Genomic DNA, 19,019 nt, shown 5'->3' on the forward strand with positions numbered 1-19,019 from the left:
CGTACGGTGGTGTGAGAGGTCGGGGGTTAGTCACCTCCTCCTACTCGATTCACACTGTAGAAAACCTCTTTATAAAAGTTATCTACGTCTAGCTACAGCGCCTATCGGCTAGTGGATTTCTCCGTCTCCTCCCTACGATAAGTCAACATCAGTTCGTGAACTACCTCACTGTGTTTCCTTTATCTCAGTCGAAGACTACGAAATCCATACGCCAGAGCTGCGGCGCTTTCGCATTTGTTCATTATTCTGCACCTGGTACCATTAAGAAAGTTGTATAGTATGTAAATCCTGCGAAAAACACGGTTAAATATGCACCAAAAATATACATATACATACGTTCTGATAATTTTAAATAACTTAGTAATACAAAAAATCCTGTTTGTCCAAGGAATAATAAAGCCGTTTTATCTAATCCCAATAGATAAAACATTACAGTAAACATAGCAGTCCAAAATCCTAATACTCTGTACATGCGATCCATATGTATCCCTCCTTTGTACCATGTGTATCCATCAATTTATAATTATAAAGGAAAAATGTGCATATTGTAAATACACCAATACTGTAGTTTGTGACATTTGCGTGATAATACTCATTTTTTAATATTTATTTGCGGGTCCAATTTTATTATTAATTTGTGTTGATACAACCGTTTTATACGTGTATTTTTTACAAACTTTCCTTTTTTTCTGAGGGCTCCATAAAATACAAATTTTTTTCCGGTTTAAAAATAAGAAAGGTTATTATTAATGCGATGAAAAAGTTAAAAATAGATAAAATTACAATGATGCTCCGTAGTGAAAATATGTCTCCAAGAAAGCCGATAAATAATAGGAAAATAACTTGAGCAGCATTCTGGAATACACCTAAAATACTGGAAATCCTCCCCATCATTTCAATTGGGATATTATTTTGATAAAACGTAGTAAACCCTGTGCTGGAAAAGGCGTTAAATATCCCCAGTATGGTAAAACCAATTACTGCGGTTGTGAAATGGTGGGAAAGAGAATAGATAATATATCCAGCGGACATAAGCATTATTCCTATTCCAATTAATTGTTTAATGCTAAGATGATGTGACATAAATGAAACAAATATGGATCCGAGTAAGTATCCTATTCCTGTAATACTAACAAGCAAGCTAAATTCCGTTTCACTAAGTCCAATAACCTTTTGGGTGAAGACAACCTCTTGCGCGTCCATAGCAAAAGTAAAGATAATCGTGCCAAGATATAAACTGTAGACTAGAAAAACAAAAGCTTGTTTCTTATATGCCCCGATTACATCCTTCCAATCATTCAGAAGTATTTTATATGTCCTAGTTTTTTGGGAATCAGAAATTTTCAACTTTTCATCCAGATTAGGCATTAAGAATAAAATACATGCTGAAAAAGCAAAACTAAATGCATTTATATAAATGGCAATGTCAACGGAGCTAAATAGAAATAAGGCACCTGCGATTGAAGGACCAACAATAAATGCACCAGATCTTACAAGGCTATTAATGGAATTAAACCGTTTCCGTTGCTGAGAAGGAATCAATTTCGTAATATAGGTAGTTGAGGCTGGGGTAAAGAATGCTTTTGCAAGACTTATGATAATAAGCATGAGATAAATGGACCAAATAGAAGATAGTAATGGAATGATGGATACTGAAATGGCCCGGACAAAATCTGTAATGATTAATATTTTTCGTTTATTCCCTCGATCAATAAAGCCGCCTGACCAAAAATTTGTCAGTATCGCAATGATTGGACCGATAATCCATAGCCCGGCTACAGCTGCAGCAGAATGGGTCATCTTTAAAATAAGCAAATTAATGGCAATAAGATAAACATAATCACCTAAACCTGAAATTCCTATCCCAAACAAAAGTAATATGGGAAGCTTCCAACTCCCAATTAGGCTTTTTTCCGTTTGTACCAATACGCATCACCATCTCCAATATGAAAAATTTTGGTTAATTATTAGAATTTTCCGCATGAAAATTATACCATATATATTTTTCCATAATGATGATAATCATGAAGAAGCTGTGACAGTACCTAGTGAAGGAATAGAACTTTCCTACGAAGGAATTTCCCATTTTAAGGCGAATAACATATGTAAAATTAACATGCTAAAATAAGAGTGTGTTCAAAATGGAGGTGTTTTGAGATGGATATCGAAAAAATAAAGACAAACTTAGAAAATCGAATACCGTCTATTATGGGGGCACAACATTTTACTAAATATGCTGTTCTGCTGCCATTATTAAAAGTGGATGATGAAATTCATTTATTGCTAGAAGTACGCGCACTAAGTCTTAGAAGACAGCCTGGCGAAATTTGTTTCCCTGGAGGAAAGATGGATAAGGGAGATAAAAATGAACAATATACAGCCATTCGAGAAACCTCAGAGGAACTAGGGATTCCAAATGAATGCATCTCTATTATTGCTCCATTGGATTATACAATTTCACCGTTCGGCACTATCATATACCCTTTTGTTGGATATATATCAAAACACGAGATCTTGAATCCTAATCCATCAGAAGTAGATAAAGTGTTTACGGTTCCCTTGACCCATTTTATTTCCAATCCACCTGATTGTTTTAAAGTTCATTTCAAAGCAGCACCTGAAGATGGGTTTCCTTACGAGCATATTCGCGGAGGGCAAAAATATAAATGGCAGACAAGACATTTGGATGAGTATTTTTACTACTACGAAGATTATGTGATATGGGGATTAACAGCGGGTATTATTAAACAGTTTGTAGAACTATTAAAAAACGAAACACCTCTGAATAATGAATGAGGTGTTTCATACACAAAATTTATTAAAATGGATTAACCGATTTGGTTTTCCATCAAGCAAATTGTTTCATAGAACATTTTCATCGCTTCTTCTCGATAGTTTACATAATCGAATTGTTTCTCAAAAAGCTCTTCTCCGTTTATAAAATGTTCCATTCCATCTATTAATCCTTTAATGGAATTTTCAACAATTAAACCATGACCGCCTTCAACAACACTTCTCGAACCAGGAATATCCGTAACAATTACAGGTTTTCCAAGGGTTAGGGCTTCTAGGAGCACCATGGGCTGCCCCTCATGATTAGAGGAAAGGATAAAGCAATCACATTTGTTTAATAGGGCATATGGATTGCTGATTTGTCCTGTAAAGATGACTTTTTCCTCCAACTTTAGTTTTTTTACCAACTCCAGTAAAGATTTTTTTAAATCTCCATCTCCTACGATAAATAACTTCGTATTGGGATGTCTTGCTGCAATATGGGAAAAGGCTGCAATTAATTTTTCATGATCTTTTTCCGGGCTGAGCCTGCCAATATTGATAAAATTAATATCCTTTTCATCAGGTATCCGGTACCCTGTTAATTCCAGATGATTGTGATGATCATTAGATATTGACAGCATATAATGTTTGTTCTTGAAGTTTATAACCAATTCTTCGGAAAATTCCTCTCGCCCTGCAAGGATTTTTTCATAATCAATATTATTGATGACATATTTCATACGCCTGTCCATATTTTTTACTACTTTATTCAAGCTTTTTTTATTTTGTTCATTTGTCAGCTTGGATACAGACACAACATTATCAAAATAGTTATATAACGAAAAAATAACTTTAAGGTTTTGACGATGAGGATATTTATTATTTACTTTTTTATTCATTTCCTGGCCCATATCATTATGTAAATAGATGCTTTTCTTTTTAAAATCCCCAAAAGCAATTAGAGAAGCCCAGAACGGACTGTACCCGCTAAAGTCAATACCAATATCGTATGGAGTATTACCGATTATTCGCTCAAGCTCTCTTCTGTACATTTTTTTAGGAAGTAGTTTTTTCATAGAGGAAGAGTAGGCACCTCTTTGTAACAGTAAGGCGTGACGGTACCATTCGGATAGAGTGGCATTCCATGTTCCAACTCTATGGATAAATCGAACATTTTTATTTAATTTTTCGACGTTATTCCATTTTTCTTGTTTATCGTTATCACCATAATCGAGAACAGTTACGTCATATTTGTCATAATCAATGGCGTTAAGTAAGTTTGTTACAGAAGTAGTAATCCCATTATTTAAAAATCCTCCGCAATAAATAAGGATTTTTGTTTTATTAGAGAGTGTTTGAAAGAGTTTATCCGATACTTTTCCTTCGAAAACCGTCTCGACAAAGCGAGAGGTTGCATTTCCATCGTCATGGTAGCAAAACTCGTCTAAAAATTTCTTATATCTGTCTCGATAATTATCCATTATAGTCATAGAATTGTTGATTGCACTTATCACCTCGTCTAAAAGGTGACATAATGGGCCAGGCAATTGGTCCATTGGAATATAAGTGCCTCGTTCTTTTTGATATTCCTCTTCATCATGTGCATAAAAGATAACCGGATTTTTCGAGGGTAAAAAATCAAAAAAAATACTGGAGTAGTCCGTAATTAAAATATCGACAATCGACAACACTTCATTCGTGTCTATCATGTTTGGAACACATAAATGGGCTAAACCTTGTTCTTCGAAAAATTTATGAGCATAATAATGGGACTTTAATAGTACAGTGTATTCACTGCTGATTTGTTCTTTTAGGTATTGTATATCCTTTAATAGCTTTTCACTTTCATCTTTTTCGTTGCCTAACGTTCCTCTCCATGTTGGAGCATATAGAATTACCTTCTTATCGGGTGGAACGGATAATTTTTTCTTTATATCTTCTTTATTCGCTTGAAACATTAGATCAACACGGGGATAACCGGAATCTAATACTTTCCCGTTAAATATACTGTATGCGTCATGAGAATGCAGAAGCTTTTCGGCAGTAAATTTATTTGGACTCACCATATAATCGGTAAAAAGAAAATTTCGCTGAATATTTTTATGATCTGTTTTCCCCCGATTTTTAATATCGATTCCCATTGTTTTAAGAGGGGTACCATGCCAAATATTTGCATAAATTTGATCTTTTCTTTTTTGAAAGTAGTAAGGGAAAGTAGTATCGTTTATTAAATATTTTGCAGTAGCAAGGTAACTAATATATTTGCTGCTTTCCTTTTGAACAAACCTTACATTACGCAATTGTTTATATTCGTCATGGATGACTGAATAATCTTGAACAACCCAAACATGCTGGAAGTCTTTATAATTTGGATGATGTATCAAATATTTAAATACTGCATATGGATTTCCAGTCATACTTTGCCCATGATAGGATTCATATAAAATAGTTTTTTCCCTTAATGGCTTTTTCTCTAAATACTTCGTATATAAAACTCTACCCCTGAAACCTCCGTCGAGAACATATTTCTTCATGGGACTTAGAACAAATTTTACTTTCTTCATCAGTACTGCCTTTTTCACTATTACTTCTCCTCCATATTTCTTTACTTCAAGTAGTGGAAAAATCAGAAAACGTTTGTCTGAAAGCTTGGCAATATTAGTATGTCCGTTTACAATAAAAGTAAAATGAATTTTTGGGAAAAGATGCTAACATTAGTGAATTTGTATAAAAGCTGTAAACTTTAGGAGGGAAATGATTGATATTACATACAAAGATTTTGGGGGAAGGAGAAGCTATACTTTTTCTTCATACAGGATTGCAAACAGGAGAAACTGATTTTCAATATCAGGCGGAGTTTTTTAGCAAACATTACAAAATTGTTTTGCCTGATTTACGTGGTCATGGAAAGTCTACCTGTTCCAAAATAGACAACTTCTTTTATGATTCCGTAGAGGATTTATATGAAACCATAGATTTTTTAAATATTCAAAAGTGCCATATAGTTGGTTGCTCCTTGGGGGCAATAGTGGGATTAATGTTTGCCAAAAAATATCCTAATCGTGTTTACACATTGTCGATATCGGGAGTTATCCCATTAAAACCGGACAACTGGGAAGAATTACAGAAGGCAGATATAGAGCAACAGGATCAGCTTCTGAATGATAATAATGCAAGGGCATATTATGATGCTTTACATGAGAATAATAACTGGACTAAATTTCTTTCACTAGCCAAAAAAGAGGATTGGTATCCGTTTCACGAAACAGGGAAGGTAGAGAATCTAAGGATTCCCGTTTTGTATATCGTAGGAGAAGAAAAAGATCATGAAGTCTGTGGAGTGGGAACTTACAAGAAAATGATTTCGGATATACATATTGCCGTTGTTCCATTTGCATCTCATCTTGTCCATGATGCACAGCCGGAAGTCTATACAAACATTCTAGATTTGTTTTTGCAAAATAATAAAATAGTTTAATAGATTTAGATTTGAAGAAACTTTTTTGGGGGTATTCTTATTAGAAATAGAGGATCTGTTGTGCTAGTAGATAAGGAGAATCAGAAAATCGGACTAATAAAACGAACAAGGGAAGGAACTGTATATTATGTGTTTCCTGGCGGAGGGATTAAGGAAGGGGAAACACCGGAAGAAGCCACAATTAGAGAAGCTTATGAAGAGCTAGGAGTTAAAGTTGCTATCAGGGAGTTAATCGGAAAACTTGAGTACAATGGAACACAATATTTTTATCTTGCGGAGATGATAGAAGGTGAATTTGGAACAGGGGCAGGAGAAGAATTCACTGATCTAAAACGGAATAGAGGGACATATGAGCCGGTATGGGTGTTTATCGAGGAATGCGCTTTTATTGATATTAGACCGAGAGAAGTAATAGATATTATTCAAAGGTTCGTATGTATCTAAAGATATTCCAAGAAATTGTGTCGATAATCCATCATGATATTTCCAGTTGTGAAGATAAGAAAAGAATATACTGGAAAAATAAAAAATGGTAATGAGGGTATGGAATGAATTTAAAAGAACAACTACTAATAATAAAAAACATGAAAGATGAAGAGATTTCTTTATTAAATCAAGACAAACTAATCGATATGATGTTGAAATATATTGGAGATACGGATTCTGTATTAAGGGATGACCTGATTCATTTAACTTTTTGCCGGTTAGTAGAAAATAGCTTAATTGGTTTTAGTCTAATGGAAAGAATATTGGAAACCAGCATAGGAGCAAATTATTTATTCTTCCAGATCGGGGAAGTAAATTCAGATTCGGTATTTAAACGTACTTTTTCTGCTCTTGCTGCTCAGTTGATTTTAAATCAAGATATTGAAGAAAGATTTCTTTCCAAAGAGCTTGTAGAAAAAAGTATTCAAAGCAGTTTTCTTTATTTACAGAAAGAAAATGATGTTCGCGGATTTGTGGAGGAAAAAGGATGGGCACACAGTATTGCGCATGGAGCAGACCTGTTAACGACAGCTATTTCCCATCCCGTTTTTTATCCATCACAAATACCGGATGCATTAGAAACTATTCGTTCTTGTTTATTTAAGAATGGGAGTTATATAGATGATGAGGATGAAAGATTGTTATTTGCAATCGATGCACTTCTGGATAAAGGATTGAGCGATGAGTTGTTAGGAGATTGGCTCCAAACAATCAGTAGTTCTTTGGACGAAATATTTAAGGTGGAACGTTATTCATTTCATTTTTATAGAACAAGAACGAATATAATGAATTTCCTAAAATCATTATATTTCGATTGGGATTTATGGACAGAGGACAAGAATCTAGGGTGCAAATATCTCATATTATAAAGAGATGGCATGATGTTGTTTATAAAAGGTAAGTGTTTTGGAATCGAATGATAAGTTTTTCTATGTCCAGACTTAATCTTTTCTAGCTTATGAAACCATCTCTTCAACTGTACGTAAATAAATAAGAGAGGTGAGATGGTTTATGCAATTGCAAAAGCGTCCTAAGTTAAACATCCCTAGGTCAAAGATGGAAACCTTACTAGATATCATTTGTTTGCTAATAATAATTGGAAACGTGATATATATCATAAAAATGTACCCAAGTTTACCAAATAGGATCCCAATTCATTTTAATGGAAATGATGTTGCAGATGGATGGGGAAATAAAGCTTTTGTTTGGATCCTTCCATTAATTACACTTATTATATGGGGTGGCATGACTATTCTGGAGAAATTTCCTCATTTATATAATTATTCTAACTTAACGGAAAGAAATATAGAGGGCCAATATAAAAATGCAAGACTAATGGTTCATATTATTAAGGCTGAGATCACTATTTTCCTTGCATATAATAGTTGGAGTTGGATTTATTCAATTTTAGGTACCAGGGTAGGGTTTGGCATTTGGGAATTGCTCATTTTTATAATCATAATGATTGGGACCATTGTATTTATGGCTTTACGTTCTGCTAGGATCAAATAATTGTTGAAAATACATTCAGAGAAGGTGCCGTTTAGATGAAATTGATAGAAATTTCAAAACTCCTAACGATAAAACGAACAATAGGTAACATGAATGTTGAAATTACAGGCATTCAAATGGACTCACGTAAAATCGAAAAAGGCAATTTATTCATTTGTACTCCTGGGATCACAGGATTTTTAGAGGACAGACATCATTATGCAAATGATGCAATAAAAAATGGAGCTATTGCATTAGTTACGGAAAAAGATTTAGGAATAGACGTTCCAACAATCATTGTGAATGATGCAAGATATGCAATGGCAATTATTTCAACCCATTTTTATGGTTATCCGTCATTAGACATGAAATTAATTGGAATTACAGGAACAAACGGGAAAACAACAACCTCATACATAATCGATAAGATTCTTTCAGACTACGGATATAAAACAGGCCTAATGGGGAATAACGGGGTTAAAATTAATCACAATGTTTACCCTACCGATATCAATACGCAAGAACCTCCAATCCTTCAGCGACACTTGCGGAAAATGGCAGAAGTTAATACCGAATACTGTGTAATGGAAGTGTCATCTCAGGGGCTGGATATGCGAAGGGTGCTCGGGTGTCATTTTCAGACTGCTATCTTTACAAATTTAACCCAAGATCATTTAGATTATCATGGTACTTTTGAGGCGTATAGGGATGCGAAAGCTTCCTTTTTTTCAAGGTTAGGAAATGCTTTCACACCAAAAAATAATAAATATGCTGTCTTGAATGCAGATGATCCCTCATATGAATTCTTTCGAAGAATAACACCAGCAGAAGTAATTACATATGGCATAAGCAAAAAAGCAGATGTTACAGCACATAATATATTGCTAACTTCTAAAGGGACTAGGTTTATTCTTAAATGTTTTGCTGGAGAAATAGATATTGATCTTAACTTAGTAGGAAGGTTTAATGTTTATAATGCTTTGGCTGGAATCACAGCTACTTTACTTGAAGGAGTTTCCTTATCGGATATTAAAAAAAGTTTAAGTGAATTAAGTAGTGTGGATGGCAGGATGGAAATTGTAAACGTTGGTCAGGAATTCCTCGTGATAGTAGATTACGCCCATACTCCAGATGCATTGGAAAATGCTTTATCTACGATTAAAGAATTTGCAAAAGGAAAAATTATTACGGTATTTGGTTGTGGGGGAAACAGAGACAAAACAAAAAGACCAGTTATGGGGAAAATAGCAAACCAATATAGCGATACTGTTATCATCACTTCGGATAATCCCCGAACCGAAGATCCAGTTAGCATTATAGAAGATATTCGTAACGGAATGGTAAATCCAAATAATTGTCTGTCCATTGTAAACCGTGATGAGGCTATCGTAAAAGCGATTAATATTGCTACTAAGGATGACATTATATTAATTGCGGGAAAAGGACATGAAAAGTATCAAATTCTAGAAAACAAAACGATTCAATTTGATGATAAAGAGATTGCAAAAAAGGCATTGTCGGAACTTTTGAAGAAGTAATTTTTAATTTTTTATAAAGGGAGAGTAATCCGATTGAATTATCAAATCATATTCAATGAAATAATTATGTAATGGGAAAATGCAACATCAAAATTATTTTTTAAAATCAATATTAACCAAGCAGCGACATTCCTTGAACTAGGAATGTTTTTTTTATTTTCTTCTTTCAAAAATGATGTGTAAAAAGTCTTGTGAAATGTAAGTTCATATTATTTTTAAAGCATTGTAATCTGAGTGAAATAAAGTTATGTCATATTATTAATAGCTTGTTTATTCGACAAAAAATGAAAAAAGATTCGCGTACATACTTTACAAGGAGAGAAAAATGAAGAAAAAAAAGAGAAGAAGTCGTGTAAGATGGGGACGTGTAATATTCGTTTTATTAGTTTTTATTACTTTTGGTGTAGGTATTTATGCAATTATTGAATATATACAAGGTGTCCAAATAGCAAAGGCAGGAAATTTTAAAGACGATAACAAAAATGTAATATCATTTAAAGGTCAAGAAGTTAAATTTGGAAAAATAAATGTTCTTTTATTAGGTAGTGACTCACGTGGAGAAGGACCTGCTCGAACGGATTCTATAATGGTTGCACATTATGATCAGAATACTCATCAAGCAAAATTAATTTCGATAATGAGGGATAGTTTTGTTGATATTCCTGGACATGGAAGACAAAAAATTAATGCAGCGTATGCTATCGGTGGAACAGAGCTCTTAAGACAAACGATTCAAGAAAACTTTGGAATCGATATTAATTACTACGCGGTTGTTGATTTCAAAGGATTTGAAAAAGTAGTGGATGTCATTGCCCCTGAAGGGATTGAAGTGGATGTTCCGTCTAAAATGTCTTATGGAATCGGGATGACGCTACAACCGGGGAAGCAAGTGCTCCATGGAAAGAAATTATTAGGTTATGTCCGTTTTAGACATGATAATCTAAGTGATTTCGGTAGAGTTCAAAGGCAGCAGGAAGTGATTGGCAAACTGAAGGATCAAGCTTACAGTATGACAAGCCTTTTGAAACTTCCTAAAATAATGGGGGTAATTGAACCATATGTGGATACGAACATAGATACACCTACCCTTTTGTCATTGGGAAAAGACTTGCTCACAAGCAAGTCCAGCAAAATACAGACCATGCGAATTCCTGTTAATGGATCCTTTACAAATGAACGATATGACCATTTAGGGGAGGTATTAAGTATCGATTTAGCTCAAAACAAAAAAGCTTTAGATGAATTTTTATCATCAAATAGTTAAGTACCTATTAAAAAGGTGTTAATAGCCAAAGTATGGAGTTTTCCATTTGACTCCCTGCTTTGGTTCTTTTTTATTTAATTTAAGCTAGAAATTAGAAAAAAACAGTGTAAGTAACTGCTCAGGCATATATTTTTTTAATCGTACCACATGGAAATTTTTTATGAAAAATTTTAAAATCTTGCAGGAAAATCCATCTTTTTGTCGAAATAAGTCTTTACGAAAATAAAAGGTGGTGTATTATTCTATATGTCCATTGAAAAAGTAGCAGATTTGCTATTAGAACAGGCGATAAAATTGAATGCGACTGACATTCATATTATCCCTAGACAAGATGATTATCTTACACAATTTCGACTTTACGGCAGATTAACTCCGCATCGGCCCCTACCCGTTACAATAGGGGAAAGACTTGTATCCCATTTCAAGTTTATGGCCTCGTTAGACATTGGTGAAAAAAGAAAACCTCAAAGTGGTTCCTTTCAACTGAGTATTCCACATCATAATACGTCTTTAAGAATTTCCACTCTCCCAACTGCAAATTCCAGAGAAAGCCTAGTTATTCGAATCCTCTCAGATAAAAAAACATTTTCCGTTGATCAAATATCACTTTTTCCTAACAGTGCTAAAAAACTCATGTCTTTATTAATGCACTCACATGGGCTTTTGCTGTTTACAGGTCCGACTGGCAGTGGGAAATCTACAACCATGTACACATTAGTCGAGAAATGCGCAAATAAAGATATACGAAATGTTATTACTTTAGAAGATCCTGTCGAGATAAAAAATGAACATTTTTTACAGGTACAGGTAAATGAAAAAGCGGGGATAACATATAGCACAGGCTTAAAGGCGATTTTACGTCATGACCCCGATATTATTATCGTGGGAGAGATTCGGGATCATGAAACTGCAGAAATAGCTGTTCGAGCAGCTTTAACAGGTCATTTAGTACTTAGCACATTGCATACAAGAGATGCAAAGGGAGCGATCTATCGCTTATTAGAATTTGGGATAAAACTAAATGAAATTGAACAAACAATAATCGGGATTACAGCTCAACGTCTTGTTACGCTCATTTGTCCGTTTTGCGGAGATCAATGTTCCAAATATTGTCCGCATTATCATGAAAAAAGAAGAGCGGCCGTTTATGAGCTTTTGTATGGGAAATCATTGCAGCATGTATTAAATGAAGCTAGTGGTGAAAATGTTCCATATCAATATTTCACATTAAAAGAATCGTTACGAAAGGGGATTGCACTTGGATATATTTCTAAAAAAGAATATGATCGCTGGGTTTTTGAAACGGAAGAAGCAAACCTTGAAAGAGCAGGGTATGTTTTTAAATAGACTCGGCGATATGCTGCAAAATGGTTTTTCCATGGGAGATGCCATCGGTTTTTTAGGAAGAATGGATCAAAGGGGCAGCAGTTTTACACAGGCGATGTTAAAGAAATTACAAGAAGGAATACCAATTCATGAGATTCTCAGTGAAGAACAATTTGATAAAAAAGCCTGTGCACAAATATTTTTTGCTGATAAACACGGTAACATAGCAATAGCATTAAAGGAGGCTGGAATGTATTTAATTAAAAGAGATAATGAGCGAAAAATGATGATGAAATTATTACAGTATCCGCTGGTTTTGATAGGGATTCTCATCCTTATTCTGTTTCTGCTGAAAAACCTATTACTTTCACAATTTACAGACCTCTATTCCTCAATGGACTATCATCCTTCACCACTGATTCGATTTTTTACCCAGCTAATGGAAAAAGGACCCTTATTACTTTCTATATTTTGTGTAATTGTATTTTTGGTATTCCTTTTCTCCTGTTTGTATTTTTCAAAAAATACACCAGTTAAAAACGCGGAATGGATAGCACGGATTCCTGCAGTCCGTTTCTATTTTCGATTGTTTAATAGTCAATTTTTGGCTCGAGAATGCTCATTTTTACTGCAGAGCGGTTTTTCTATTAATGAGGTTTTAGCCTGCATAGCATCACAACATTACCGACCATTAGTTAAAAACACAGCAGAGTTGATTCGTAAAGATCTGACATTAGGTTATTCCTTTTCCAATTCCCTTTCTAAGTTTTCCTTCTATGATCCTCAGTTAATTATGGTAATCCAACATGGTGAAAAAAATGGAAGATTGGATCAAGAGTTACAGTTTTATAGCCGTTTTTGTCTTGGACAAATCGAAGAAAAGATGGAAAAGGTATTTAAAATAATTCAACCTGTCATGTTTTTCATTATTGGATTATTAGTACTCGCCGTCTATTTGTCCATAATGCTGCCGATGTTTGACATGATGGATTCTATTTAAGGAGGTTTTACATTTGAAATTAGTGAAAAGTGAAAAAGGGTTCACATTGATTGAAATGTTGGTCGTTTTATTGATCATAACCATTTTAATTTTTGTTGCTATTCCTAATATCACAAAGCATAGTAAAAACATTAATAATAAAGGATGCGAAGCTTTTGTCAATATGGTGCAAGGACAAGTGGAAGCTTATGAAATGGAATTTAATAAATATCCTACGGATGTATCTGAACTTATCAAAGAAAAGTACCTGAAGGAAGATAGGAAGACTTGCCCTAACGGAAATTCTGTACGCATTGACTCGGATGGAAAAGTTACAGAGTCAAAAGGGAGCAACTCTTGAAAGCTTATCTTGGAAACAAAGGCTTTACACTAATCGAAGTCTTAATCGTATTATTGATTCTCACCATTTTCCTCTCTCTAAGTATTGCAAGTCTCAAGCCTCTAAAAAGCACACTAGAAAAGAAGATGGTTATTTCGCAATTAGAAGCAGACCTGTACTATGCCCAAACCTATACGATCAGCAGGCAAGAGTTAGTAACAGTTCAATTTTACCCGGCTTATAACCGCTATATGATGAAGACTGCTAAAGGAACAGTAATTGTGAATAGGTCTATGACTTCGTCTGTAAAACTATTAAATGGTTCTTTCAACTCCTTCAATATTCTGCGGGATGGCAATATTAGCAGATTTGGAACACTTGCATTTGAAATAAACGGACAGACGTTTAAATTGATTTTTAATATTGGAAGGGGAAGATTCCGTGTGCAGGAATGAAAAAGGTTTTACCATAGCAGAAGGATTAGTTTCATTTGGTGCAATCCTTTTTGTTGCAACTGTTCTATTTCCCCTTATGTTTCAGATGATCATGAAATTAAATGATGAAAAGGAACAATTAATGGCGTATCGAGTTTTATATGAATCAATAGAACATTTTACGATTAACGATACAGTACCGGTAAGCAGCCAATCCATTGAAGGGAAGATGTATGAGGTTCAATTAACGTCTAACAACGGGATGTGGAAAGCATGTGTTTTCTATGAAAACGGGCAAAAATGTGTTACAGAATTGGAAAAGTGAAAAAGGTTTTACATTAGCAGAAAGTATTATCTCTTTAATGATCGCAGTGACAATATTAAGTCTTATTCCCTTAGTAATAAAAGGATTTAATCATATCAATCATTCATTATCCACAGAGGACGCGTATGAATGGAACATCTTTCTGATACAGTTAAGAAGGGAAATAAGGAATAGCAGTTCGGTAGATATTACGGGAAACAAACTAATTTTACAAGTAAATGGAGAGAAGGTTACCTATGAGTCATTTGGTTTATTGCTGCGCAGACGTGTACATGATACTGGACATGAGGTAGTATTGCAAAAAGTAAGAAATGCGGAGTTTACGATGAAAGCAAATCATATTAATCTTGTGATTCAATTTACAAACAATCGTCAAGAAATTGCTGGATTTACAATTTTTAAACCGGTTATGAAGGAAGAACACGAGGTAGGGGGAGAGATAATTGAAAAGTGAGAAAGGATTTATGTTGCCATATACTCTGATGGTCACCTTTGTTGTTTTCTTTGTTATTCTTTCCTCCGTCCAAATTTATTTATCGGAATCACGCTATCTTCATGAAACAAAAAGTTACTATATAAGGAACAGTATGATTTCCTTAACAATGAAAACCTTAATAGAACGTATCGAAAATCAAAAAATGAAGATGCAAGGAGTGATATCATATGATGAAGGAAAGGTAAGTTATCAAATTGAATTAATGGATGATGGTAGATATCGAATCATCCTTGTAACATATCTATCATATGGACAGGTAACGAAAAATGAACTAATTTATGATCAGGAAGATAAGCGAATTTCTAAATGGATCGAAATTTGAGAGGAGAAGCTCTAACAAATGCTGCCACTTTATATTATCGGCTTTATGGGTGCAGGAAAAACAACAATTGGACAAAAATTATCTCAGGATCTTCATATACCTGTGTTTGATACGGATCATTTAGTAGAACAAACAGAAGGGAAAAAAATATCTCAAATATTTGCTGAAAAAGGAGAACCTTATTTCCGGGACAAAGAATCGGAAATACTCCTAAGTACCAAAAACATCAATGGTATTATTACGACAGGCGGCGGGATTATTCTGCGTAAAGAAAATAGAGATTTTATCCAAACAACTGGATCATCTGTTTTTCTTAAATGTAGAATAGAAAAAATTATGGAAAGAATCGAGTATGATACTTCCAGGCCTCTCTTCGTAAATAAAACCTTGGACGAAGTGCAAGCGTTATATGAATCAAGACTATGTTTCTATGAAAATACGGCAAAATTTATTATCGATTCAACTCATTTAAGTATCGATGAAACATCATATGAAATAATAAAAAGAATAAAATAGACACTTAATGGGCACACTGCAATAAATAAAGGAGGAGTGCCTGTAGTGTCAACAAATGATTATATTAAGTATATAACTCAAACCTTTGTTAAACATTTCGATACACCGAAAACAGCTAGAAAAGAAATTCGGCTGCAAAGAAAATTAGAAAAATCTCCATTTTTATACAGATGGTTTGGGATGATACCATTTGCCATTTTGATGATTTTTAAAAGGAAATAGAAGAGTCAATTTTAAAAAGTCTCTTCTATTTTCTTTCTTTTTTTAAAGTTAAAAAATATGTGAATCATCATATGCTGTATTCTTATATTGCCTATTGGCCTGCTAATGTGCAAGGAGCTTGCGATTTTCTTAATTTACCGTTGGCTGTGTTAAATAGAAAAGTCCCCCATTAATAATTTCTATTCTAATGCTCGGTTCGTATTGCTCACGTAAAGCTTCCTTTTCTATTTGATAGCTTTCCGGTTTTTCCTCCATGTCTTCATAAAAATGATCTAATAATGCTAAATCCTCATCCCATCTTTGTCTAGCTTGTACGGCCCATTCATGATCTTCCATTAATATTTCTTGCTTTAAAAATGCTTCGATCCTATTTATTCCGCTTTTTGGCATAATGATAGGGGATAGCGTAAAACATAAATCGGGTATCTTTGGTGTAAGCTTTTTTGTTTGTAAATAGTCTTGAAAATTTTCCACTAATCCGCCATTAATCATGTTAAGACCAAAAGATCGAAAAATATCCCGCTTGCGATCACATTGATAGGAGATTTTTATATTTACACCTAACCAAGGATACAAAGGTCGTTGTTGATTATGTAAAACCTTTGTCTCTTCAAATAATCGAATAAACCCAGCGAGTTTTTTCGTCGATTGAAATATTTGATGAAGCCGAGGTGCTCCGAAATGAATCATTTCGCCTTTGACTTCATCAGGAGTTTTACTTTTATCTGTAATAATAGTTAGCTTTGCAGGATTAGGAATACCACCTGTTTTCTCTAAATAATGCCAATAAAAAGGGCGATTCATAAGTTCTTTATCCATATCAATAGTAAGTTGTACGGTTAAATAACCATTTTGGTTCTCCAAAATTTCGCATTCATTAGCCAAGAAGTAACGTTCAAGATATTGATGAATTTCCTCCTGCTGCATGCAGCGTTTCCTCCTCTCGATTTTTCATCGTTTCTGCAAATTGAATCATTTCTGTTAGGTTCTCCATTTTTATTTTCATTTCCCCTTCAGATTTAGAATTCTGAAAGATATCTTTTAAATGGTTCTCCAATTTACCGAATTCCAGTCTTGTCAATATGTCATCCAGCTCTCCAATAACCCGCTCAAATAAATTAATTTTTTCGTACAGCAGCTTTAAAATATGATCTTCTACTGTGTTTTTTGTAGCAAAATTATAAATATGCACATCCTCTTCCTGACCAAGACGATGTACACGTCCAATCCTTTGCTCCAATCTCATCGGATTCCATGGCAAATCAAAGTTAATCATATGGTGACAAAATTGTAGATTAATTCCCTCCCCGCCAGCTTCAGTTGCAATCAGAACTTGGATATGTTTTTGGAACAGTTCTTTCATCCAGTCTTTTTTTCCTCGTTTAAATCCGCCGCGAAACGGAACAGAAGTGATTCCATGCTGTTTTAAAAACCATTGCAAATAAAGTTGGGTTGCACGGTATTCTGTAAAAATGATAACTTTATCATTTATTTGCTTTATAAGCTCCAGTGTTTTTTCCGCTTTTGAATTTTGTTTAACCGCTTCAATTTTTTTTATGAGGAAGTGTATTTTTTCCTCAAATTCAGGTGTTGGATTTTCTCTTTTTTTAAGCATATTTTTTAATGTATAATATACAGCCTCTCTGCTGCTGCATGCTTCTCTTTGCAGTGTCATAATGGTAAATCCGGCATTTGCGACATAATCATGATTTCCTTTTAAAACATCAATTGCATTATAAAGTTCTCTTTCTTCGTTATTAAATTCTATTAATACAGTTTTTACATGGCGTTTCGTCCATTCAATTCCTGTATCTACACGGCGATTGCGGATCATAACCTTATTAACTAAATCATTAAGATGTTTATCATCTTTTATATTACGATCCCCATTTTTATATTTCTCAAGAAACCCTGTTTGGTTGCCTAGATGTCCGGGCTTTAATAAAGACACGAGATGAAAGATTTCGTCAATCCGGTTTTGGATAGGGGTCGCCGTCAATAATAAACAAAATTTCTTTTTAAGATTTTGAACAAATTCATAGTTTTTGGTTTTATGATTTTTTAGTTTGTGCGCTTCATCGATTATCACTAAATCATAATTTTGTTCGTATATTTTTTCTCTGTGCGGACTTCTTTTCGCTGTATCGATAGATGAAACAACACAATCGCATTGATCCCATACATAGCTTTTCTTTTGTGCAACAGCAGGAATATGAAATTTCGTATTTAACTCGAAAGCCCATTGAGAAACTAATGAGGCAGGTACTAAAATCAAAACTTTTTTCACCAGTTTTCGAATCATATATTCTTTTAAGATTAAGCCGGCTTCAATTGTTTTCCCGAGCCCTACTTCATCTGCAAGAATCGCTTTTCCGTTCATCTTTTCGACTACTTGTCTCGCAACCTCTAATTGATGTGGCAAAGGTTTAAGATTTGCTAAATGCTTTGGAGCTTGTAATCCTTCAAATTCAGGGATAATGAAATGTTTTTCCATTTCAATTGCTAGCTTATAAAGCTCCCAATTTCCCCATGGACCATCCTTCCCGAAACGCTCTGATAATTCCTCTCCCCAAACTTGATCAAATTCAATATGGATCGTCATTTATGCCACTCCTTATTCTGTGATCCAAGGACTGTAAAATAGAATAAAATATGTCCTAATTCTGTACTAAAAATGATTGCTGAAAAATGTGTTTAATGTTAGGATGAAAATAGCTTGAACATAAAGTAAAGCATGACATTTTCGTTATTTCTTAGTATGCCCACTTTTTAATTTAATATAGGCGAATGAGAACAGGGGGAGAGACTGCCGCGTAGTTGGCAGCGCCGAAGGAGCAAATAGCGAAAGTTGTGAATCTCTCAGGCAAAAAGACTCTTGTTTGACGCAGCTCTGGAGAGTGCTTATTATAAGCCACCCAAGAGGAAAACCATTATGACGGTAAACTTTCAGGTTACAGGACAGAGAAACTCAGGCTTTAATATGCAGAGTTTTTCTGTCCTTTTTTATGCCTTTCTGCCTAAAAAAGA

General features: G+C 34.3%; 21 protein-coding genes and 1 riboswitch. Of the genes, 16 read left to right on the forward strand and 5 right to left on the reverse strand.

Going from position 1 to position 19,019, the window contains the following annotated elements:
* Positions 1 to 241 precede the first annotated feature (241 nt).
* Together NSQ59_RS10365 and NSQ59_RS10370 are read right to left on the reverse strand one after the other, a co-directional pair.
* On the reverse strand, positions 242 to 481 hold the full coding sequence (locus NSQ59_RS10365) for a DUF2626 domain-containing protein (protein WP_055739278.1): 240 nt from the start codon (positions 479 to 481) through the stop codon (positions 242 to 244).
* A 188-nt stretch (positions 482 to 669) separates the two neighbouring features.
* On the reverse strand, positions 670 to 1,926 hold the full coding sequence (locus tag NSQ59_RS10370; RefSeq protein WP_340831068.1) for an MFS transporter: 1,257 nt from the start codon (positions 1,924 to 1,926) through the stop codon (positions 670 to 672).
* Positions 1,927 to 2,157: 231 nt separating this feature from the next.
* Here NSQ59_RS10370 and NSQ59_RS10375 point away from each other — a divergent pair, with 231 nt between their 5' ends.
* Positions 2,158 to 2,796 carry an NUDIX hydrolase gene (locus NSQ59_RS10375; protein ID WP_055739279.1) on the forward strand — a complete coding sequence of 213 codons (639 nt, stop codon included), beginning with the start codon at positions 2,158 to 2,160 and terminating at the stop codon, positions 2,794 to 2,796.
* Positions 2,797 to 2,828: 32 nt separating this feature from the next.
* Here the strand turns inward: NSQ59_RS10375 and NSQ59_RS10380 are convergent, their stop codons facing one another.
* A complete protein-coding gene (locus NSQ59_RS10380; protein WP_055739280.1) occupies positions 2,829 to 5,357 on the reverse strand; it encodes a glycosyltransferase in 2,529 nt (842 codons plus the stop codon).
* A gap of 176 nt (positions 5,358 to 5,533) precedes the next feature.
* Here NSQ59_RS10380 and NSQ59_RS10385 point away from each other — a divergent pair, with 176 nt between their 5' ends.
* The 15 genes from NSQ59_RS10385 to NSQ59_RS10455 all read left to right on the forward strand — a co-directional run bounded on the left by NSQ59_RS10385 (position 5,534) and on the right by NSQ59_RS10455 (position 15,992).
* Positions 5,534 to 6,253, forward strand: coding sequence for an alpha/beta fold hydrolase (locus NSQ59_RS10385; RefSeq protein WP_340831070.1), 720 nt, complete (start codon positions 5,534 to 5,536; stop codon positions 6,251 to 6,253).
* 60 nt (positions 6,254 to 6,313) lie between these two features.
* A complete protein-coding gene (locus NSQ59_RS10390; RefSeq protein ID WP_340831072.1) occupies positions 6,314 to 6,697 on the forward strand; it encodes an NUDIX hydrolase in 384 nt (127 codons plus the stop codon).
* 104 nt (positions 6,698 to 6,801) lie between these two features.
* Positions 6,802 to 7,608 carry a DUF2785 domain-containing protein gene (locus NSQ59_RS10395; RefSeq protein WP_340831074.1) on the forward strand — a complete coding sequence of 269 codons (807 nt, stop codon included), beginning with the start codon at positions 6,802 to 6,804 and terminating at the stop codon, positions 7,606 to 7,608.
* 142 nt (positions 7,609 to 7,750) lie between these two features.
* Positions 7,751 to 8,251, forward strand: coding sequence for an SdpI family protein (locus NSQ59_RS10400; protein WP_340831075.1), 501 nt, complete (start codon positions 7,751 to 7,753; stop codon positions 8,249 to 8,251).
* A gap of 35 nt (positions 8,252 to 8,286) precedes the next feature.
* Positions 8,287 to 9,768 carry a UDP-N-acetylmuramoyl-L-alanyl-D-glutamate--2,6-diaminopimelate ligase gene (locus tag NSQ59_RS10405; RefSeq protein WP_340831077.1) on the forward strand — a complete coding sequence of 494 codons (1,482 nt, stop codon included), beginning with the start codon at positions 8,287 to 8,289 and terminating at the stop codon, positions 9,766 to 9,768.
* Between the two features lie 325 nt (positions 9,769 to 10,093).
* Positions 10,094 to 11,032, forward strand: a complete 939-nt coding sequence (locus NSQ59_RS10410) for an LCP family protein (protein ID WP_340831079.1) — start codon at positions 10,094 to 10,096, stop codon at positions 11,030 to 11,032.
* Positions 11,033 to 11,278: 246 nt separating this feature from the next.
* Positions 11,279 to 12,379 (forward strand): competence type IV pilus ATPase ComGA, encoded by a 1,101-nt coding sequence (gene comGA / locus NSQ59_RS10415; protein WP_055739288.1) that lies wholly within the window; start codon positions 11,279 to 11,281, stop codon positions 12,377 to 12,379.
* Positions 12,351 to 13,358, forward strand: a complete 1,008-nt coding sequence (comGB, locus tag NSQ59_RS10420) for a competence type IV pilus assembly protein ComGB (protein WP_340831081.1) — start codon at positions 12,351 to 12,353, stop codon at positions 13,356 to 13,358. The genes comGA and comGB overlap by 29 nt, the downstream gene beginning before the upstream one ends.
* Before the next feature lie 13 nt (positions 13,359 to 13,371).
* On the forward strand, positions 13,372 to 13,698 hold the full coding sequence (comGC, locus tag NSQ59_RS10425; RefSeq protein ID WP_083489265.1) for a competence type IV pilus major pilin ComGC: 327 nt from the start codon (positions 13,372 to 13,374) through the stop codon (positions 13,696 to 13,698).
* On the forward strand, positions 13,695 to 14,132 hold the full coding sequence (gene comGD / locus NSQ59_RS10430; RefSeq protein WP_055739290.1) for a competence type IV pilus minor pilin ComGD: 438 nt from the start codon (positions 13,695 to 13,697) through the stop codon (positions 14,130 to 14,132). Before comGC ends, comGD begins: the two co-directional genes overlap by 4 nt.
* A complete protein-coding gene (locus tag NSQ59_RS10435) occupies positions 14,119 to 14,436 on the forward strand; it encodes a type II secretion system protein (protein ID WP_055739291.1) in 318 nt (105 codons plus the stop codon). Before comGD ends, NSQ59_RS10435 begins: the two co-directional genes overlap by 14 nt.
* A complete protein-coding gene (gene comGF / locus NSQ59_RS10440) occupies positions 14,396 to 14,890 on the forward strand; it encodes a competence type IV pilus minor pilin ComGF (RefSeq protein ID WP_340831086.1) in 495 nt (164 codons plus the stop codon). The genes NSQ59_RS10435 and comGF overlap by 41 nt, the downstream gene beginning before the upstream one ends.
* Positions 14,880 to 15,254 (forward strand): competence type IV pilus minor pilin ComGG, encoded by a 375-nt coding sequence (gene comGG / locus NSQ59_RS10445; RefSeq protein ID WP_055739293.1) that lies wholly within the window; start codon positions 14,880 to 14,882, stop codon positions 15,252 to 15,254. Before comGF ends, comGG begins: the two co-directional genes overlap by 11 nt.
* Positions 15,255 to 15,272: 18 nt before the next feature.
* Positions 15,273 to 15,770 carry a shikimate kinase gene (locus NSQ59_RS10450; RefSeq protein WP_340831089.1) on the forward strand — a complete coding sequence of 166 codons (498 nt, stop codon included), beginning with the start codon at positions 15,273 to 15,275 and terminating at the stop codon, positions 15,768 to 15,770.
* Positions 15,771 to 15,815: 45 nt separating this feature from the next.
* A complete protein-coding gene (locus tag NSQ59_RS10455; protein WP_083489266.1) occupies positions 15,816 to 15,992 on the forward strand; it encodes a YqzE family protein in 177 nt (58 codons plus the stop codon).
* 129 nt (positions 15,993 to 16,121) lie between these two features.
* Here NSQ59_RS10455 and NSQ59_RS10460 read toward each other — a convergent pair whose 3' ends face one another.
* Together NSQ59_RS10460 and NSQ59_RS10465 are read right to left on the reverse strand one after the other, a co-directional pair.
* Positions 16,122 to 16,919, reverse strand: coding sequence for a YqhG family protein (locus NSQ59_RS10460; protein ID WP_055739295.1), 798 nt, complete (start codon positions 16,917 to 16,919; stop codon positions 16,122 to 16,124).
* Positions 16,888 to 18,594, reverse strand: a complete 1,707-nt coding sequence (locus NSQ59_RS10465) for a DEAD/DEAH box helicase (protein WP_340831092.1) — start codon at positions 18,592 to 18,594, stop codon at positions 16,888 to 16,890. Before NSQ59_RS10465 ends, NSQ59_RS10460 begins: the two co-directional genes overlap by 32 nt.
* Positions 18,595 to 18,779: 185 nt before the next feature.
* Positions 18,780 to 18,877, forward strand: a riboswitch (glycine riboswitch).
* Positions 18,878 to 19,019 lie beyond the last annotated feature (142 nt).

The organism is Margalitia sp. FSL K6-0131 (assembly GCF_038008735.1).
Classification (GTDB): domain Bacteria; phylum Bacillota; class Bacilli; order Bacillales; family Bacillaceae_C; genus Margalitia; species Margalitia shackletonii.